Source organism: Streptomyces cynarae (genome assembly GCF_025642135.1).
In the GTDB taxonomy this organism is placed as follows: Bacteria; Actinomycetota; Actinomycetes; order Streptomycetales; family Streptomycetaceae; genus Streptomyces; species Streptomyces cynarae.
Genome location: NZ_CP106793.1, coordinates 8146086 through 8164049 on the forward strand (window position 1 = coordinate 8146086; position 17964 = coordinate 8164049).

At 69.6% G+C, this 17964-nt stretch carries 15 protein-coding genes and 1 pseudogene; 9 read left to right on the top strand and 7 right to left on the bottom strand.

The window, feature by feature from the left end:
- Window positions 1–133: 133 nt before the first annotated feature.
- On the bottom strand, window positions 134–1222 hold the full coding sequence (locus tag N8I84_RS36780) for a LacI family DNA-binding transcriptional regulator (RefSeq protein WP_263233818.1): 1089 nt from the start codon (window positions 1220–1222) through the stop codon (window positions 134–136).
- Between the two features lie 120 nt (window positions 1223–1342).
- Window positions 1343–2356: a hydroxyacid dehydrogenase gene (locus N8I84_RS36785; protein WP_263233819.1), complete on the bottom strand. Its 1014-nt coding sequence runs from the start codon at window positions 2354–2356 to the stop codon at window positions 1343–1345.
- 622 nt (window positions 2357–2978) lie between these two features.
- Here N8I84_RS36785 and N8I84_RS36790 point away from each other — a divergent pair.
- The 7 genes from N8I84_RS36790 (at window position 2979) to N8I84_RS36820 (ending at window position 14137) form a co-directional block, all read left to right on the top strand.
- Complete coding sequence (locus N8I84_RS36790) at window positions 2979–4334, top strand: extracellular solute-binding protein (RefSeq protein WP_263233820.1); 1356 nt, start codon at window positions 2979–2981, stop codon at window positions 4332–4334.
- Window positions 4331–5326, top strand: a complete 996-nt coding sequence (locus tag N8I84_RS36795; RefSeq protein ID WP_263233821.1) for a carbohydrate ABC transporter permease — start codon at window positions 4331–4333, stop codon at window positions 5324–5326. Before N8I84_RS36790 ends, N8I84_RS36795 begins: the two co-directional genes overlap by 4 nt.
- Window positions 5323–6147: a carbohydrate ABC transporter permease gene (locus N8I84_RS36800; protein WP_263233822.1), complete on the top strand. Its 825-nt coding sequence runs from the start codon at window positions 5323–5325 to the stop codon at window positions 6145–6147. The genes N8I84_RS36795 and N8I84_RS36800 overlap by 4 nt, the downstream gene beginning before the upstream one ends.
- Before the next feature lie 56 nt (window positions 6148–6203).
- Window positions 6204–7988 (top strand): glycosyl hydrolase family 28 protein, encoded by a 1785-nt coding sequence (locus tag N8I84_RS36805; RefSeq protein WP_263233823.1) that lies wholly within the window; start codon window positions 6204–6206, stop codon window positions 7986–7988.
- Between the two features lie 39 nt (window positions 7989–8027).
- Window positions 8028–11357 carry an alginate lyase family protein gene (locus tag N8I84_RS36810; RefSeq protein ID WP_263235009.1) on the top strand — a complete coding sequence of 1110 codons (3330 nt, stop codon included), beginning with the start codon at window positions 8028–8030 and terminating at the stop codon, window positions 11355–11357.
- 27 nt (window positions 11358–11384) lie between these two features.
- Window positions 11385–12641: an alginate lyase family protein gene (locus N8I84_RS36815; protein WP_263233824.1), complete on the top strand. Its 1257-nt coding sequence runs from the start codon at window positions 11385–11387 to the stop codon at window positions 12639–12641.
- 140 nt (window positions 12642–12781) lie between these two features.
- Complete coding sequence (locus tag N8I84_RS36820; protein ID WP_263233825.1) at window positions 12782–14137, top strand: NAD(P)/FAD-dependent oxidoreductase; 1356 nt, start codon at window positions 12782–12784, stop codon at window positions 14135–14137.
- 73 nt (window positions 14138–14210) lie between these two features.
- Here the strand turns inward: N8I84_RS36820 and N8I84_RS36825 are convergent, their stop codons facing one another.
- On the bottom strand, window positions 14211–14561 hold the full coding sequence (locus N8I84_RS36825) for a hypothetical protein (protein WP_263233827.1): 351 nt from the start codon (window positions 14559–14561) through the stop codon (window positions 14211–14213).
- A 45-nt stretch (window positions 14562–14606) separates the two neighbouring features.
- Window positions 14607–15011 (bottom strand): ChaB family protein, encoded by a 405-nt coding sequence (locus N8I84_RS36830; RefSeq protein WP_263233828.1) that lies wholly within the window; start codon window positions 15009–15011, stop codon window positions 14607–14609.
- A 122-nt stretch (window positions 15012–15133) separates the two neighbouring features.
- On the opposite strand from N8I84_RS36830, the gene N8I84_RS36835 reads away from it, so the two are divergent.
- Window positions 15134–15520, top strand: coding sequence for a ferredoxin (locus N8I84_RS36835; RefSeq protein ID WP_263233829.1), 387 nt, complete (start codon window positions 15134–15136; stop codon window positions 15518–15520).
- 129 nt (window positions 15521–15649) lie between these two features.
- Window positions 15650–16828: an acyl-CoA dehydrogenase family protein gene (locus N8I84_RS36840; protein ID WP_263233831.1), complete on the top strand. Its 1179-nt coding sequence runs from the start codon at window positions 15650–15652 to the stop codon at window positions 16826–16828.
- A 131-nt stretch (window positions 16829–16959) separates the two neighbouring features.
- Here the strand turns inward: N8I84_RS36840 and N8I84_RS36845 are convergent, their stop codons facing one another.
- From N8I84_RS36845 to N8I84_RS36855, 3 genes and pseudogenes are all read right to left on the bottom strand, one after another.
- Window positions 16960–17130, bottom strand: a complete 171-nt coding sequence (locus N8I84_RS36845) for a hypothetical protein (protein WP_263233832.1) — start codon at window positions 17128–17130, stop codon at window positions 16960–16962.
- A 389-nt stretch (window positions 17131–17519) separates the two neighbouring features.
- Window positions 17520–17702: pseudogene (locus N8I84_RS36850) on the bottom strand (transposase); the annotation flags it as partial.
- A gap of 35 nt (window positions 17703–17737) precedes the next feature.
- Window positions 17738–17929 (bottom strand): FAD-dependent oxidoreductase, encoded by a 192-nt coding sequence (locus N8I84_RS36855; RefSeq protein WP_263233833.1) that lies wholly within the window; start codon window positions 17927–17929, stop codon window positions 17738–17740.
- Between the last annotated feature and the right edge of the window lie 35 nt (window positions 17930–17964).

Sequence of the window (17964 nt, forward strand, 5' to 3'; positions counted from 1 at the left end):
GGCGGGCATTCACGCAGGTCAGCGCAGTGCAAGCGTGCCTGCGTCGCCTCTTGTGCCGCGCGGTAAGCGTTCTCAGGGGCGGGCGGTTTCCGGGCTGTAACCGTTTACGAAACGTCGAACTGCGCGTGCCGCGTCACGACCGTCGCGGCGGCGGCTGCACGGAGCCGCGTACGACGACGTGCGTGCCCAGCACCAGGTGGTCGCCGTCGCTTCCCTTTCGGCGGCTCGTGCCGCTCTCGCGCCGGTCCGCCACCGCGCGCAGCGCGACGCGGCCCATCTCCTCGTACGGGACGTGCACGGTGGTCAGTTGGGGAGTGAGCTGGGAGGCGAGCGGGATGTCGTCGTAGCCGACGATGGAGACGTCCTCGGGCACACGGAGGCCCGCCGCGCGCAGCGCCTGCATGGCGCCCGCGGCCACCACGTCGGTTCCGGCGAGGACGGCGGTGAAGTCCGGCGTTTCGTGCAGGGCCGCCTCGACGGCCGTGTACCCGTGCTCGTCGTCGTACGGCCCGTGCCGCACCAGGCCCGGGTCGAACGGCACCCCGTACGCCTCGAAGGCCCGCTGGGCGCCCTTCAAGCGGCCCTGCGCCGTGGTGAGTTCGGCGGGTCCCGGCAGCACCAGGACGCGGCGGTGCCCGGCGGACAGCAGATGGCTCGCCATCGCGTAGGCCCCGCCCTCGTTGTCGTAGTCCACCGTCGTCGCCGGTACGTCGCCCTCCAGCGGCGGCCTGCCGACCAGCACCAGGTGCGAGCCGGCCGCGTCCAGGGAGCGCGCGAAGCGGGCCATCCTCAGCTGGTACTCCTCGAAGTCGTACGCCCCGCCGAGCAGCACCACCGCGGCGACGCCCTGCTGGCGCATGAGGTTGACCAGCGCGAGTTCCCGCTCGGGGTCGTCCCCCGTGGTGCCCACCAGTGACAGCCAGCCGCGCAGCGAGGCGGCGCCCTCGACGCCCTTGGCGACGTGTGCGAACGCGGCGCCCGTGATGTTGTTCAGCAGGATCGCCACGGTCGGTGTGCCGCCGCCGGCCAGGGAGCGGGCGTGGGCGTTGGTGACGTAGTCCAGGTCCCGCACGACCTTCATCACCCGGCGGCGCAGCTCGTCGGAGACGGGGTAGTTGCCCGACAGGACGCGCGACACGCTGGCGACCGACACGCCCGCCCGTTCCGCCACGTCGCGGATGGTGGCCCGTCCGGCCTCGGCCGACGCCTTGCGCTGACTCACCGTAGCGACTCCTTCACGGTAGGGACCTTCTCGTCCGACGAGCCGGGATCCCGCCCTCCCCCGGTGTCGAAACCGTATCCCATCGTTACTCCCCGCCGGACCGGGTTGTGGACGGGCCGGTCACGCGACACGGGCCAGATCGGCACGGTGCACCTCATGGGCCAGTGGCAGGCCTGCGACCAGGCGCTCGACCTCCGTCACGACGACAAGGCCGAGACGTTCCAGCTCGTTGCCGAGCGAGCCCGCGATGTGCGGGGTGAGGAAGACATTGGGGAGCCCGTACAACGGGGAGCCGGCGGGCAGCGGCTCGGGCTCCGTGACGTCCAGGACCGCGCTCAGACGGCCGGAGACCAACTCGTCGGTCAGGGCGTTCTGGTCGACCAGCGCGCCCCGGGAGGTGTTGATCAGCACGCCGCCGTCCCGGATGAGGGCGAGCCGGTCGCGGCTGAGCATGCGCTGGGTCTCGGGGATGTCGGGGGCGTGCAGGCTGACGATGTCGCTGCGACGCAGCAGTTCGTCCAGCGGCAGTGACTGGGCACCGAGCGCCTCCGCCTCGTCGGCCGTCACGTAGGGGTCGTAGAGGAAGATCCTGAAGTCGAACGGGCGCAGCAGCTCCAGGAGCCGGCGGCCCACCCGCGATGCGCCGATGACGCCGATCCGGCGGCCGAGGTTCCCGATGCCCGACGTCTCTGCGGGGGAGGGGTAGGCGTGCGTGTGCCGGAACCGCTCCCGGTGCCCGAAGGCGTCCTTGCCCGCCAGCAGGATCATCGCGAGCGTGTACTCCGCGACCGGCAGCGCGTTGCCGGTCACCGCGCTGGAGACGGCGACACCGCGCCGCCACAGCGCTTCGCCGACCAGCGAGCGGACGGAGCCGGCGGCATGCAGCACCGCGCGCAGCTCTGGCACCGCCGTCAGGGTGCGAGCGTCCAGCTGGGGGCAGCCCCAGCCGGTGATCAGTACCTCGGCCCGGGCCAGCGCGGATGCGGCCGCCGGGTCGGTGAAGTCCCGTACGACGAGCGCGGTGTCGATGTCGACCGTCTTCTGCAACCGGGCCATGAGCGGCGGAGGGAACAGCAGGGGCAGGTGCACCGGATCCATGGCGAACACGGCCCTGGGGGGCTGGGCGCTGGGCATGTCTCTCCTGAAGCGTGTCGGTAACATTTTCTGAAAGCGCCTTCTACCGTAATTCCGCTGTGGAGTCACGGTCAATCGGTACGACGGGCCACCGGGGATGGGCGGCTTTCGGCTGCTTCCGCACGCAAATGCCCACGTCGCAGTGGGGGTTGGGGGTTAGGGCGGTCTCCGTCGGCGTGGTGTGAGTCGGTGCGGAGGGTGCGGGTAGGCCCGCAGGCGTGGGCCGTAACGGTTTCCGCCGCTCATCGGGGGTGTGGCGGTCGGTTGTCACCATCAGTCGCCGGCGATCCGGTGGGGGCTCGTGCCTACCGCCGGATCGGGAGCATCCGCTTCCGGATGGCCTCCACTCTGGGTAACAGGACTATCGGATTTCGCAAAAACCCAGCTCATCGGCCTTGTCGGGCCCGACGCCCGGCGGTCCGCGGCTCTGTTCGTGCACGTCTCGGCTGTTACACAGACTTTTCGAAAATCTGCGAAGCCCCTTGACGTGCCATCCGTCCCGGAAGAAGCTCTGCCCACTCGGTCGTAGCAACCGGTTGCTACCTGTTACTCGACCGAACTTCGCCTGCGTTCCCGCGGCAGAGCCCGTGCCGCGTTCCCCGAAGCAGAAGGTGAGGCGTTCATGCGCTCCCACGCCGGTGCTCCCCCCAGTCGCCGTCGCTTCCTCGCCCTGTCGGCCGGCGGCGCCGTGGCCGGTGCGGCGGCCCTCAGCGGATGTGCGCTGCAGGTGGCGGGCGCCGCGGACAGCGGGGGCGGCGGCGACTCGATCACGGTGATGGTCAACGAGGGCGACATCACCGATGACCAGATCAAGCAGGCGCAGAAGGAGCTCGGCATAAGGATCATCCGGGTCAAGTACGACGTCACCCGCCTGATCGCGATGCTCACCGCGGGCAGACCTCCGGAGCTGGTGCGCGGCGTCGGCGCCACGGACGCGCCGTACTTCGCCGCACGCGGCGTCGCCGAGAATCTGGACCCGTACTTCGCCAAGAGCACGGTCCTCGAGGTCGATGACCTCGACCCGGTGAACGACCTGTGGCGCTGGGACGGCAAGGCCCAGGGCAAGGGTCCCCGCTACGGCATGGCGAAGGACTTCTCCCAGGACTCCATGTACTGGTACAACACCGCCCTGTTCGACCAGAAGAGCGTCGCGTACCCGTCCGCCACGGAGCCCATCACCTACGAGGAGTGGCTGGAGAAGGCCGAACAGCTCACCCAGCGCAAGGGTGGTCAGACCAGGGTGTTCGGCGGCAGTTACAACGGCGTCGGCCTGACCGTCAACCTCGCGGCCCTCACGGCCGCCGCCGGCGGCAACCTGTTCACCGACGACTACGCGACCATCGACTTCTCCAGCCCGGAGGCCCGCAAGGCGCTCACCTGGTACGTGGACTACGCGAAGACGGGGGTCGGACCGAGCCTCATCAACCCGAACCCCGACACCTGGGACGGCCCCACCTACATGGCGAACCGCATGGCCATGAGCAACTCGGGCTACTGGCTGGGCGGCATGATCAACGGGGACGAGAAGGTGGCAAAGGTGTCCCGTCTCGCCCCCGCGCCCCGATTCGCCGGCGGCCCGCGCATCAGCGCCTGCCAGGCCGGTACCGGCTTCTGGATGCCGAAGAAGGCGCACAACAAGCAGGCGGCCTGGCGGGTCTTCGAATGGTTCTTCGGCCAGGGTCCGGCCAAGGACCGTGCGACCGGCGGCTGGGGCATCCCGACCTTGAGGTCCCTCCGCCCCCTGATGCCGCGTCAGAAGGACTATCAGAAGCAGGTCGTCGCGGTGCAGGAGGCCGAGCTGAAGCACTTCTCGGTCGTCTCCTTCACGCCCTACGCCAAGGTCGAGGCCCTGGACGCGGTCATCAACCTGATCATCCCCGCCGCGATGAGGGGCCAGATGTCCATCGGCACGCTGATCGACCGGCTCAACGACAAGACGAACGAAGAGATGAAGCGCGGAAAGGAGCTGGTGTCATGACGGCCGACCAGCTGGCCGCCGTCGCCGGGCGGCCCGGCCACGCCCGGGGCGCCGACCGCGCTCGGCCCGCGCGGCGGCAGACCTCCGTCGCAACGCGACAGCATCGCGCGTTCTACATGTTCACCGCGCCCTGGATCGCCGGATTCCTGCTGCTGACCATCGGCCCGATGGCGTTCGCGCTGTGGCTGAGCCTCACCACGTTCGACGGGATCTCCCCGAACTGGCACTGGATCGGCCTCGCCAACTACCGCGAGCTGCTGAGCGACTCGGTCACCTGGGGCGCCCTGGGCCGGACCGGACTGTTCGCGGTGACCTCCGTGCCCCTGTCGATCGTCGCGGGCCTCGCCCTCGCGGTCCTCGTCAACCGGCCCATCAAGGCCCGCGGCATCTTCCGCACCCTGCTGTACCTGCCGGCCGTCGTACCGCCGGTCGGCGCGGGCCTCATCTTCAAGCAGCTCTTCGACACGAACTCCGGCGCCACCAACGGTGTCCTCGACATCTTCGGCATCAACGCCGTCGCCTGGCTCAGCGACCCGTACGCCCGCTACGTGCTGCTGATGACCGTGCTGTGGGGCGCGGGCAACGTCATGATCATCTCGCTGGCCGGCCTCCAGGACATCCCTCGCGAACTCCACGAGGCCGCCCGGGTCGACGGCGCGAGCGCCTGGCGCACCTTCCGCAGCGTCACCGTGCCGCTGCTGTCGCCGGTGCTGCTCTTCCAGGCCGTGACGGGCGTGATCGCCTCCGTGCAGACCGTGATGCCGCTGCTGCTGGCGTCCCAGCCCCCGCCCGGGGGCGTCACGTCCGTCCCGCAGTCCAACTACCTGTACATGATGCACGTGTTCGCGGAGTACTTCGCCTACGGCCGTTTCGGCTACGCCTCCGCCCTGCTGTGGGTCCTGTTCGTGCTGATCCTGATCGTCACCGGACTCATCTTCAAGACCACGTCCGGCGTGGTGTTCTACAACGTCGACCCGGAGGCGAAGAAGTGACCACCCGGCTGCCCCGCCTCGCCCTGTACGCGGCGCTCGTCATCATCACCGGCCTGTTCCTCGGCCCGTTCGGCTGGCTGGTGATCACCGCCCTGAAGTCCACCTCGGAACTCGCGGCCTCGCCCGTGCACTGGTGGCCCCACGACCTCAAGTGGGGGAACTTCGCCGACGCGTTCACCAACATCGACTTCCTCGGCTACGCCCGCAACTCCCTCATCATCGCAACGATCTACGCGACGCTCGTCACGCTCAGCTCGGCATGGGTCGGCTTCGGTTTCGCACGCCTGTCCGCACCCGGCAAGAAGCAGATGTTCGGCGTGCTGCTCGGCACCATGATGCTGCCGCAGATGATCACGCTCTTCCCGACCTACCTGATCTTCGCGAAGCTCGGCATGGTCGACACGTACTGGCCCTGGGTGCTGTGGGGCCTGTCCGGCGCCCCGTTCCTCATCTTCCTGTTCCGGCAGTTCTTCGCCGGCATGCCCCGCGAACTGGAGGAGGCCGCGATCGTCGACGGCTGCGGCTGGAGCGGGATCTTCTGGCGGATCTTCCTGCCGCAGTCCTGGCCGGCGCTCGCGACCAGCTTCGTGATCGCCTTCACCTGGAGCTGGGGCGACTACATCGCTCCCATGCTCTTGCTGTCCAACGACCGTTCCACGCTCGCGGTCGCCATCTCCACGTCGTACGTCAACGCCCAGGGCCTGCCCGTCAACAACTGGATCGCGGCGGGCACCGTGATGTACGTCGTCCCCATCCTGCTGATCTTCCTGGTCGCTCAGCGCGGCTTCGTCACCGGGATGTCCACATCCGGCCTCAAGTGACGGCCCTCTTCTCCCCGTCTGTCTCTCATCTTCCCGCTCAGTTAAGGAATTTCTCCATGAACGACACCCAGGGCACCGGTATGACCCGGCGCACCGTTCTCCAGGCCGCGGGCGCCGCTGCCGCCGCGTACTCCCTGATCGGTGCCGCAGCCGGTACCGCGAGAGCCGATGACACGCCCGCATCGACCGACAAGCTGGTGATCTACCCCATCCCGAGCGGGGTCCCGACCAACCTGAGCTACTCCGTCAAGGCCCGTACCCCGGGCGGCGACTGGCAGACGGTGCCCGTCTACCGCGCGAGAGCGAAGCAGATCGACGCGAACACGGGCAGCGGTCCGGTGTTCAACTCCTCCGTCGCCATGTTCGACTTCCAGGGCACCGTGGAGGTCGCCGTCACGTCGGCCAAGGGCACGATCGGCAGCGCGCGGATCCGCCCGCTGTCGTACGACACCCAGTTCACGGTGGACGGCGCGACGATCAGCTTCACCCTCACCGAGCCGCGCAACCTCTCCATCGAGGTCGACGGCGACGTCTTCAACAACCTGCAACTGCACGCCAACCCGATCGAGACGCACGTCCCCGACCCCGGCGACGAGGACGTCATCTACTTCGGCCCCGGCCTGCACAAGACCACCAACAACGTACTGACCGTGCCCAGCGGCAAGACGGTCTACCTGGCCGGCGGTGCGGTGCTCACGTCGCAGGTGGCGTTCCAGAACGTGGAGAACGCCCGACTGCGGGGCCGCGGCGTGCTGTACAACTCCCCGAGCGGCGTGCTGGTCGAGTACTCGAAGAACATCGAGATCGACGGCGTGACGGTGCTCAACCCCAGCAGCGGCTACGCGATCACCGTGGGCCAGTCCCAGCAGGTCACCATCCACAACTTCCACGCCTACAGCCACGGCCAGTGGGGCGACGGCATCGACATCTTCTGCAGCCAGGACGTCCTGATCGACAACGTCTGGATGCGCAACGCCGACGACTGCATCGCGATCTACGCCCACCGCTGGAACTACTACGGCGACGTCCGAAACATCACCGTCCGCAACTCCATCCTCTGGGCGGACGTCGCGCACCCGATCAACGTCGGCACACACGGCAACACCGACAACCCGGAGACCATCGAGAACCTCGTCTTCAGCAACATCGACATCCTCGATCACCGCGAACCGCAGATGGACTACCAGGGCTGCATCGCGCTCAACCCCGGGGACAGCAACCTGGTGAAGAACGTCCGCGCCCAGGACATCCGGGTGGAGGACTTCCGCTGGGGCCAGCTCATCAACATGCGTGTCATGTTCAACAAGACGTACAACACCTCCGTCGGCCGCGGCATCGACGGCGTGTACATCAAGAACCTGGCGTACAACGGTACCCACGCCAACCCGGCCATCATGGTCGGCTACGACGCGGACCACGCCATCAACAACGTCACGTTCCAGAACCTGGTCATCAACGGCAAGTTCATCGGCAACGGGATGAAGAAGCCCGGCTGGTACAAGTTCACGGACATGATGCCGGCGTACGCCAACGAGCACGTGCTGAACATGCGGTTCCTGAACTCCACCGACGCCACGTCCACCAACGCGCCCCAGATCACCAGCCCGGCCCAGGCCGCGGGCACGAAGAACCAGGTCTTCAACTACCTGATCACGGCAAGCGAGCTACCGACGACGTTCAGCGCCGACGGGCTGCCGAAGGGACTGGACATCGACACCGGCACCGGCCTGATCTCCGGCGTCATGACGGACAACGTCGGCTCCTTCGACGTCACCGTGTCGGCCACCAACAGCGTGGGCACCGCGACCCAGACCGTCACGCTCACCGTGCAGCACGCGTGATGCGGCACCACTGATCCAGGAGACACCCCCGTGACCCCCGTGCTTCCCCTCAGCAGACGCTCGTTCCTCGGCGCCGCGGGGCTCGTGGTCGCCGCCGGAGGCGGACTGCTGTCCGCCTCCGCCTCGGCGGCCTGGGCCCAGGACGACACCACCACGCTCCGGGCCTTCACCCACCCCGGACTACTGCACAGCGCCGACGACCTGGCCCGCATGAAGGCCGCGGTCGCCGCCAGGGAATCCCCGATCTACGACGGGTTCCTCGCGCTCGCGGCCCACTCGCGCTCGAAGTCGACGTACACGATCCAGAACACCGGCCAGATCACCTCCTGGGGCCGTGGCCCCACCAACTTCCAGAACCAGGCCGTCGCCGACTCGGCCGCCGCCTACCAGCTCGCCCTCATGTGGCGCATCACCGGCAACCGCGCTTACGCCGACAAGGCCCGCGACATCCTCAACGTGTGGTCGGCCTCCCTGACGGCCGTCACCGGGGCCGACGGTCCGCTCGGCGCGGGTCTGCAGGCATTCAAGTTCGTCAACGCCGCCGAGCTGCTGCGGCACAGCGACTACGACGGCTGGGCGGACTCCGACATCGCCCGCTGCGAGGAGTCCTTCCTCACCGTCTGGTATCCCGCCGTCTCCGGCTACATGCTGTACGCCAACGGCAACTGGGACCTGACGTCGATTCAGTCCATCATGGCCATCGGCGTGTTCTGCGAGGAGCGGGCGCTCTTCGAGGACGCCCTGAGGTTCGCCGCCGCCGGCGCGGGCAACGGCAGCGTCCTGCACCGTATCGTCACCGACGCCGGCCAGGGCCAGGAGTCGGGCCGTGACCAGGGCCACGAACAGCTCGCGGTCGGCCTCATGGGCGACGCCGCCCAGGTCGCCTGGAACCAGGGCGTCGACCTGTGGGGCTTCGACGACAACCGCATCCTGGCGAACGCCGAGTACGCCGCCCGCTACAACCTCGGCGGCGACGTGCCCTTCGTCCCCGACCTGGACCGCACCGGCAAGTACATCAAGACGGCAGTCTCCGCCGTTTCCCGCGGCACCCTCCCGCCGATCTACGAGATGTACTACGCCCACTACACGGGCGTCCGCGGTCTCGACGCCCCGTACACCAGGGCGGCCGTCTTCCGCGGCACGGGCGGCGCCCGAGTCGTCGAGGGCAGCAACGACGACCTGCCCAGCTGGGGCACCCTCACCTACGCCGGCACGACGGCGCCCAACGCCACCGTCCCGGCCGCTCCGGCGGGCGTCACGGCGGTCGGCGGCGACAAGTCCGTCACCGTGACCTGGCTGCCGTCCGCGTGGGCCGACACGTACACGGTCCTGCGGGCCACCACCCCCGACGGCCCGTACGAGCAGATCGCGACCGGTGTCGACAAGGCGACGTACACCGACAGCGACGCGCGCGGAGGCCGCGTCCACTACTACGCCGTCACCGCCACCAACTCCCAGGGCGGCAGCGCGAGCTCGGCCTGGGCGGTGGCCGCCGCAGGACTCCCCGAGTCCTGGGCCACGCAGGACATCGGTGAGGTGAAGATCCCCGGTTCGGCCGTCTTCGACGGCGAGCGGTTCGTGCTGGAGGCGTCCGGCACCGCGGACACCTGCCGCCTGGCCCACCTGCCGCTGGCCGGCGACGGCACGATCACCGCGCGGGTGGTGTTCCCCCTCAGCTCCCAGTACTCCAAGATCGGCGTCACCCTGCGCGCCTCCCTGGACGCGGACGCGGCACACGCCTCGATGCTCATCCAGGGGCTGCCGCTGCACACCTGGAGCGGTGTGTGGACCGTGCGCACCCAGGACGGGGCCGGCATATCCGCCACCGGCAGCACGCCCGTGCCGCCCTCCCAGCAGCAGGCGATCACCTCCGGCGCCGGCTTCCCGATCTCCAACCTCGGCACGCTGCCCGAATCGGCGACCCCGCTCCAGGCCCCGTACGTCGAGGGCGCGGGCGACGGCTACCGGATGCGCATGCCCTACTGGGTACGGGTGACCCGCCGGGGCGACCGCTGCACCGGCGCGATCTCCCCGGACGGCATCCGCTGGACCGAAGTCGGCTCCACCGAGGTCGCGTTGGGGCACACCGCGTACGCGGGCCTGGCCCTCACCTCCTGCCTCGGCGTCGACCAGGACTACGCCGAGACCGGCGCCGGCGCCTTCGACAACGTCAGCGTCACCTCCCGCACCCGCGGCGAGGTCTGGTCCGTGCCGCGCCCCGCCCGCACCGCCACCGACCTGAGCGCCACCGCGGGCGCCGACGCGGTGGAGCTGGCCTGGACCGACCCGGACCTCGCGGGCCGCTACAAGGTGCTGCGGTCGACGCAGGCCGACGGACCGTACGAGACGATCGCGGTCTGCGTCGGACCGGTCGGCTTCGGCGCCCGTATCCGGTACGCGGACGCCACCGGCACGCCCGGCACGACGTACCACTACGTCGTCGCCAAGACGAACTGCGCCGGACGCGGCCCGCTGTCGGACCCGGCCACCGCGACGATGCCCACACCGTCGGTGCCCCAACTCACCTCCGCCACGGCGGCGTTCGCCAACAAGGGAGTGCCCTTCCGATTCCTGCTGCGGGCGTCGCACGAGCCCATCCGGTTCGCGGCGGACGGCCTGCCCGACGGGCTGAGCATCGACAAGCGCACCGGCCTGGTCTCCGGAACGCCGAACGAGACCGGCGATTTCACCGTCACCACCACCGCGGGCAACGCCGCCGGTGACACCACCGGCACCCTCACCCTCACGGTCGGCACCCCGCCGCCCGCGCCCTGGACTTACGGCGACCTCGGTGACGTCGTCCTCGACGACCGCGCCTTCGGCACCTTCGGCGTGGTCGCCATCCAGACCCCCGGCAGCACCGCCTACGAGGACGGGACCTTCGTGGTGCGGGGCGCCGGGACCGACCTCAACGCCAACAGCCAAGGAATGACGGGCCAGTTCGCACGACAGCCCGTCACCGGCGACTGCGAGGTGACCGCCCGGCTCGTCTCCCGCAGCGGAGCCACCGGCGACCGGGTCGGCCTGCTCATGGCCAAGTCCCTGTCGCCGTTCGACCAGGCGGCCGGGGCCATCGTCACCGGCGGCACCAGTGCGCAGCTCATGCTGCGCACGACCGTCGCCGGAAAGTCGACCTTCACGGGCAACGCGGCGGTCGCCGCTCCCTGCCTGCTGCGGCTGAAGCGCACCGGGACGAGCTTCACCGCGTCCGCCTCCACCGATGACGGCGCCACCTGGACCGCCATCGCCGCGGGAGACATCCCCGGCTTCGGTGACGCCCCCTACTACGTGGGCCTCGTGGTCTGCTCACGCAACCCCCTGGCCCTCGGCACCTCCCAGTTCGGCGAGGTGAGCATCACCACGACATAGATCCCCCCACGGATCGGAGATGCACGAATGAGCCGCAGAGATCTCCACCCAGCACCGGATTCCCCCCACACCGGGCCCAGTCGGCGGGGCGTGCTGCGCGCCGCCGGCGGGCTCGCCGCCGCGGGTCTGATCAGCGCCGCCACCATGCAGTCGGCGGGAGCCGCCCCGACCACCTGGGCCCACCCCGGCGCCCTGCACAACTCGGGCGACCTCAACCGCGCCAAGGTCAGGGTCGCCGCCGGCACGGACCCCTGGTACTCCGGCTGGCAGCGCCTGATCAACAACTCCCACTCCGCGTCCACCTGGACGCCCAACCCCCAGTCCATCGTCTACCGGGGTTCGGGATACCCCGAGAACTACGGGATCCTCTACAACGACATCGCCGCCGCCTACCAGAACGCGCTGAGATGGTGGGTCGCCGGCACCAGCGCCAACGCCGACTGCGCCGTCAGGATCTGCAACGCCTGGTCGAAAACCCTGACCTCGATCCAGGGCAACGCGGACCGGTTCCTCGCCGCCGGCATCTACGGCTGGCAGTTCGCCAACGTCGGCGAGCTGATGCGCGACTATCCGGGCTTCGACCTCGCCGGGTTCAAGAAGATGATGCTCAACGTCTTCTACCCGATGAACAACGACTTCCTGGTCCACCACAACGGCGCCTGCATCACGAACTACTGGGCCAACTGGGACCTGTGCAACATGGCGTCCATCCTCGCCACGGCGATCCTGTGCGAGGACGGCGCCAAGTACGACCAGGCCGTCAACTACTTCTACAACGGCGCCGGCAACGGCTCCATCGAGCACGCCGTCCCGTACCTGTACACGGACTCGGCCGGCTACGCCCTGGGCCAGTGGCAGGAGTCGGGCCGCGACCAGGGCCACACCATGATGGGCATGGGCCAGATGGGCGCCATCTGCGAGATGGCCTGGAACCAGGGCACGGACCTGTACAGCTACGACAGCAGGAGGTTCTTCAAGGCGGCCCAGTACGTCGCCAAGTACAACATCGGCCAGGACGTGCCGTACACCACCTACACCTGGGGCAGCGGCACGACCTGCAGCCAGCAGTCGCAGACGGTGATCAGCTCCGGGTCCCGCGGCCAGATCCGCCCGGTGTGGGCCATGCTCCACTTCCACTACAACCGGCGCCTGTACCTCGACGACAAGTACATCTCGGCGATGTACTACGACCTCGTCGCCCCCGAGGGCGGCGGCGGTGACTACGGCTCCACCAGCGGCGGCTACGACCAGCTCGGCTTCGGCACGCTGACGTACGCCAAGTAGCGCACCGCAGGGCCGCGCGGGCCCGTCGGCGTCGGACCGGCCGACGGGCCCGCGCGGAAAACAGGGCGGCTGGGGGTGCGGATGCGGGCCCTGTTCCCTAGCGTGGCAGGGGTCGAAGTCTCCCGCTGGAGGGATCTGTCATGGCCGTGCCCCGGATCGTGATCGTCGGCGGCGGGTTCGCCGGCATGGAGACCGCGCGGCGACTCGAGCGGATTCTGGGGCCCGCCGAGGCGCGCCTCAGGCTCGTCGCGCCCTACAGCCACCAGCTCTATCTGCCCCTGCTGCCGCACGTCGCGTCGGGAATCCTCACCCCGCAGTCGGTCGCGGTCCCGCTGCGCCGGCTGCTGCACCGTACGCTGCTCGTGCCCGGCCAGGCGGTCGGCGTCGATCCCTCCGCCAAGGCCGTGGTCGTGCGCAAGATCAACGGCGAGACGACCGTCGAGCACTACGACTACCTGGTGCTGACGCCCGGCAGCGTCACACGGCAGTTCGACATCCCCGGCGTGAACCAGCACGCGGTGGGCATGAAGACCCTCGCGGAGGCGGCCTGGGTACGGGACCACGTCATCTCCCAGCTCGACCTCGCCGCGGCCAGTTCCGACCCGGTCGAGCGCGAGACACGGCTGCAGTTCGTGGTCGTCGGCGGCGGCTACGCCGGTACCGAGACCGCCGCCTATCTGCACCACCTCACCACCGCCGCCGTGAAGCGCTGTCCGGGCCTGGACCCGTCCCTGCTGAAGTGGCACCTCGTCGACATCGCGCCCAAGCTCATGCCGGAACTCGGCGACCGGCTCGGCGCGAAGGCGCTCGCCATCCTGGAACGGCGAGGCCTGCACGTCTCACTCGGCGTCTCGGTCGCCGAGGCCACGGCGGACACCGTCACCCTCACCGACGGCCGCAAGCTGCGCTGCCACACCCTGATCTGGACCGCCGGCGTCGCCCCCAGCCCGCTGATCGCCACGCTGGACGCCAAGACCGACCGCGGTCGGCTGGTCGTCCGCGACGACCTGGCCGTGCCGGGCCTTGACGGCGTGTTCGCCCTCGGTGACGCCGCGGCGGTGCCCGACCTCGCCAAGGGCCCGGACGCCATCTGCCCGCCGACCGCCCAGCACGCCATGCGCCAGGGCTGGAGGGCCGCGAAGAACATCGCGGCGGCGCTGCGCGGCGCGCCGCCGAGCCCCTACCACCACCGAGACCTGGGGCTCGTCGTCGACCTCGGCGGCGTCCAGGCCGTGTCCAAGCCGGTCGGCGTGGAGCTGACCGGCCTGCCCGCACAGGTCGTCGCGCGCGGCTACCACCTGGGCGCCCTGCGCACGGTCCCGGCCCGCCTGCGCACGCTGACGAACTGGACGCTGAACGCGATGGCGGGCTACGACTTCGTCCGCACCGGCTTCCAGGGCGGGCGCCCGGCCACGCTCAAGGACTTCGAGCGGACCGACGCCTACCTCACGCCCGACCTGATCGCCTCGCACACGGCACCGAAGGCGGTCGACTGACGGTCGACCGACGTCGACTGACTGACGCGGGTCAGGCGCCGGTCGACGCGGCTCAGGTGCCGACCGGCACGGGTCAGGCGCGGTCGCCCTTCGGCTTGCCCCGCTGATCGGGTGTCCCGTGCGGCGGCGGGCTGATGGGCTCCGGCGAGGTCGCCGGGGACACCGGCGAGCCCCCACTGCTCCGGCTCGCCTCGGGACGCAGGCCCGCGGTGTCACCGGACGTCGGCTCGGCGCCCGCGCGCAACTGCTCCAGCCGGGCCGTGAGCAGCTCGGTCACCGGGACACGGCCCGCGTGCTCACGCTCGTGCGCGAGCAGCTGCTCCACCTCGTCCGCGTTCAGCGCGCGGATGCGGCTCTCCAGGCTGCCGAGCGGCAGCTCGTCGTAGTCGGGCAGCGGCAGGGTGCCGCGGCCGGGCTCAGCCATGAATCTTCACTTCCCTCTGTGCGACGGCCTGACGTGGGACGCGGCTCAGCGCGACCGGGCGGCCCGGGTACGCGAGCGGTTCTCCTTGCGGATCGCGTCCAGCAGCTCCGCCTTCGACATTCGGGACCGCCCGTCGATGCCCAGGCGCTGCGCGACGTGGTAGAGGTGCTCCTTCGAGGCGTTCTCGTCGATGCCCTCGCCGCTGCGCCCGCCCTGCTGCCGGGGCCGCGCCGAACGGGGGTCCGAGGGGCCCTTTCGGCCGCCCTCCTTGCGCTCCCAGTGGTCGCCGACCTTCTCGAAGGTGTGCTTGAGCGCGCCGTACGCCACCCGGTGCGCCCGCTCGCCCTCGCCGTAACTCTCGACCGCCGAGTCGTGCGCCTTGATCCAGGTGCGCTGCGCGTCCTGGGAGGAGCGCTCCAGCGTCGACGGCAGTTCCTGTCGTCCTGGCACGGATCCACCTCCTCGTCTCGTCGCTCTCTGTGCCCCACGAGTGCCCTGGGGCCCGCCGGGAAAACGGGTGCAGCTCCCGCGAACGCCGGTTTGACGGGGTCGCCACCGGCTACCCGCGCGGTGTGACAGCCACGACTTCGCACACGATTTCGCAGCAGGATCCCATTCGGTTTCTGGAGGATCGCTTCGCGTGCGCACAGGCGTGCACGGAGTGTGCGCGGGCGTGCGCCTTGCGCGCGAGCCTCGCCGAACCGGGCGGTACTCGGGGCCAGGAACGTCTGCGGCGCAAGGGCATCATGTGCGCGGAGGTCTGCGACGCGACCTGCCGCGTGCTGTCCGCGTACGGCAGTCAGGACGAGGACGACATCCGCGGCCAGGTGACCTGGTGCCGGGCGGTCTGCCTGGACACCGCGCACGTCTTCGACGCGGACCCGGGTGGCGAGGAGGCGGCGCGGGCCTGTCGCGAAGCCGCCCGGGCCTGTTCCGATTTCCTCCAGACACTGGGCTGACGGATCCGGACACCGGCTCGACGCTCTGGACGCCGCGCCAGGCATTCCCCTTCCTCGGCATTCCCAATTTCTGGAACAGGTTCTACGGTGTGCGCCGTCAGGACCGGCCACGGGGAGCCTGGAGGCGCCGTGCATCTCGACTACACGCCCGAGCAACAGCGGCTGCGCACCGAGCTGCGTGGGTACTTCGCGCGGCTGGTGCCAGAGGGCGCCTACGCCCGGCACAGCGACCCGGCGGCACAGAAGCGGTTCTACCGCGACACCATCCGCCGTCTGGGCAGTGACGGCTGGCTCGGCGTGGGCTGGCCGAAGGAGTACGGCGGGCGCGGGATGAGCGCAATGGAGCAGTTCATCTTCTTCGACGAGGCCGCCCAGGCGGGAGTGCCGCTGCCGCTGATGGCGCTCAACACGGTCGGTCCGACGCTCATGCGGTTCGGCACGGACGAGCAGAAGGAGTACTTCCTGCCGAGGATCCTCTCCGGGGAGATCGACTTCGCGATCGGCTACAGCGAGCCCGGCGCCGGGACCGACCTCGCGTCCCTGAAGACGCGCGCCGTCCGCGAGGGCGACAGGTACGTCGTCAACGGGCAGAAGAGCTGGACCACCAACGGCGACACCGCCGACTGGGTGTGGCTCGCCGTACGCACCGACCCCGAGGCCCCGCCGCACAAGGGCATCACCATGCTGCTCGTGCCGACCGGCGATCCCGGCTACTCCTGCACCCTCATCCGGACACTCGCCGGGCACGACACCACCGCGAGCTACTACGAGAACGTCCGTGTCCCCGTCTCCCGTCGTGTGGGCGAGGAGAACCACGGCTGGCGGCTGATCACCAACCAGCTCAACCACGAGCGCGTCACCCTCGCCGCCCACGGCACCATGGCCATCCGCGCCCTGCACGACGTGCAGCGCTGGGCCATGCAGACCAAGCTCACCGACGGCCGCCGGGTGATCGACCTGCCCTGGGTGCGCCGCCGCCTGGCCCTGACGCACACGAAGCTGGACGCGATGAAGCTGCTGAACTGGCAGATGGTGAGCGCGGTCGAGGAGGGCACGCTCACCCCGCAGGACGCCTCCGCGGTCAAGGTCTACGGCTCCGAGGCCCGCCGCGACGCCTACGCCTGGCTGATGGAGGTCGTGGCGGCCGCGGGGCCGCTGAAGGAGGGCCCGGCGGGCGCCGCGCTCCACGGCGAACTGGAGCGCGGCTACCGCTCGGCGGTGATCTTCACCTTCGGCGGCGGGAACAACGAGATCCAGCGGGAGATCATCTCCTGGATCGGCCTCGGCATGCCCCGGGTGCGCAGGTGACGGACTGTGTGACGAGGATTTTTAGTCGGCACAAAAGAGGGATGGCTGGCACCAAGATCACAGGTGTTGTCAGAGGTGCCGGCGCATCAACTCGATGCATGTGGATCGGGCCGCGTTCGATCGGTCCCGGGTTACGGGATTCCGAGGTTCATGCCGCTATCGGTGGTGACCGGTGGTTGCTGCCAGCCGAGGCTCATCTGCGCGCCGGCTTCCGCTCGTGCCGTGGCCACGAGGGTCGCGTAGGGGCCCGCAACGTTGACCGGGCCGCGGTGGAAACGGATCCGGTAGAACTCGCGCAGCACGGTGCGTTGAATCCGTTCATGGACTCTGTTGCGCCGTGGAGGCCGGGGCGGGATCTGGTGAGGGACGATCCTCCACTCGGCGACTCGCGCCTTGAACGCCTTGTGGGAGGTGAGCGCGGCGGTCCGTGACTCAGGGTGCCCCGGATGTGCGGCGCAGCACTCGTGCCCCCGCACGCCGACTGTTCGGCCTTCTTCGTCGAGTCGTACCAGGTTTCGCGGGAGACGCCGAGCACCTGGCAGATCGGTGACGTTACCGATCCTGGCGGCGTGCTCGATCAGCCGCACCGGCGGTCGTGCACCACGTCCCCGTGGGTCACGGAATGGCCTTCTTCTCTGCATCTCAGCGATCCGGAGAGTGCTTCCCGCGCCCTACCGCCTGAAACCGTGTCCTAACTGGTGAGGCGGACGAGGCGCTTGTAGCAGCGGAGCGCGGCGGCCAGTCTGAGAAAGGCCAGGTAGTTGCGGGAATCACGCTCGTAGCGGTGGGTGAGTCTGCGGTAGCCGGACAGCCACGACATCGTCTGCTCGATCACCCACCTGCGGCGGCCAAGGCGTTCGCTGGACTCAAGCCCTAACCCGTCCGGCACCAACCGCATGGCCAGATCCGTCATGCGCGAATCAACGAACGAGCACACCTAACGAGGACGACGTGGGCGCCCTTGAGTGCCGCGTGGTAGGCGGTGGACAGGCCGGTGAGGCCGCCGCCGATGACCACCAGGTCCGCCTGCTCGGGCAGGGGCTTGCCGGTCCGGTCGGGGAAGGCAGGAGCTGTGTCGAGCCAGTAGGGGATCTGCTTCATGACGTACGTCCTCGGGTCTGCCGGTAGTCCAGGGG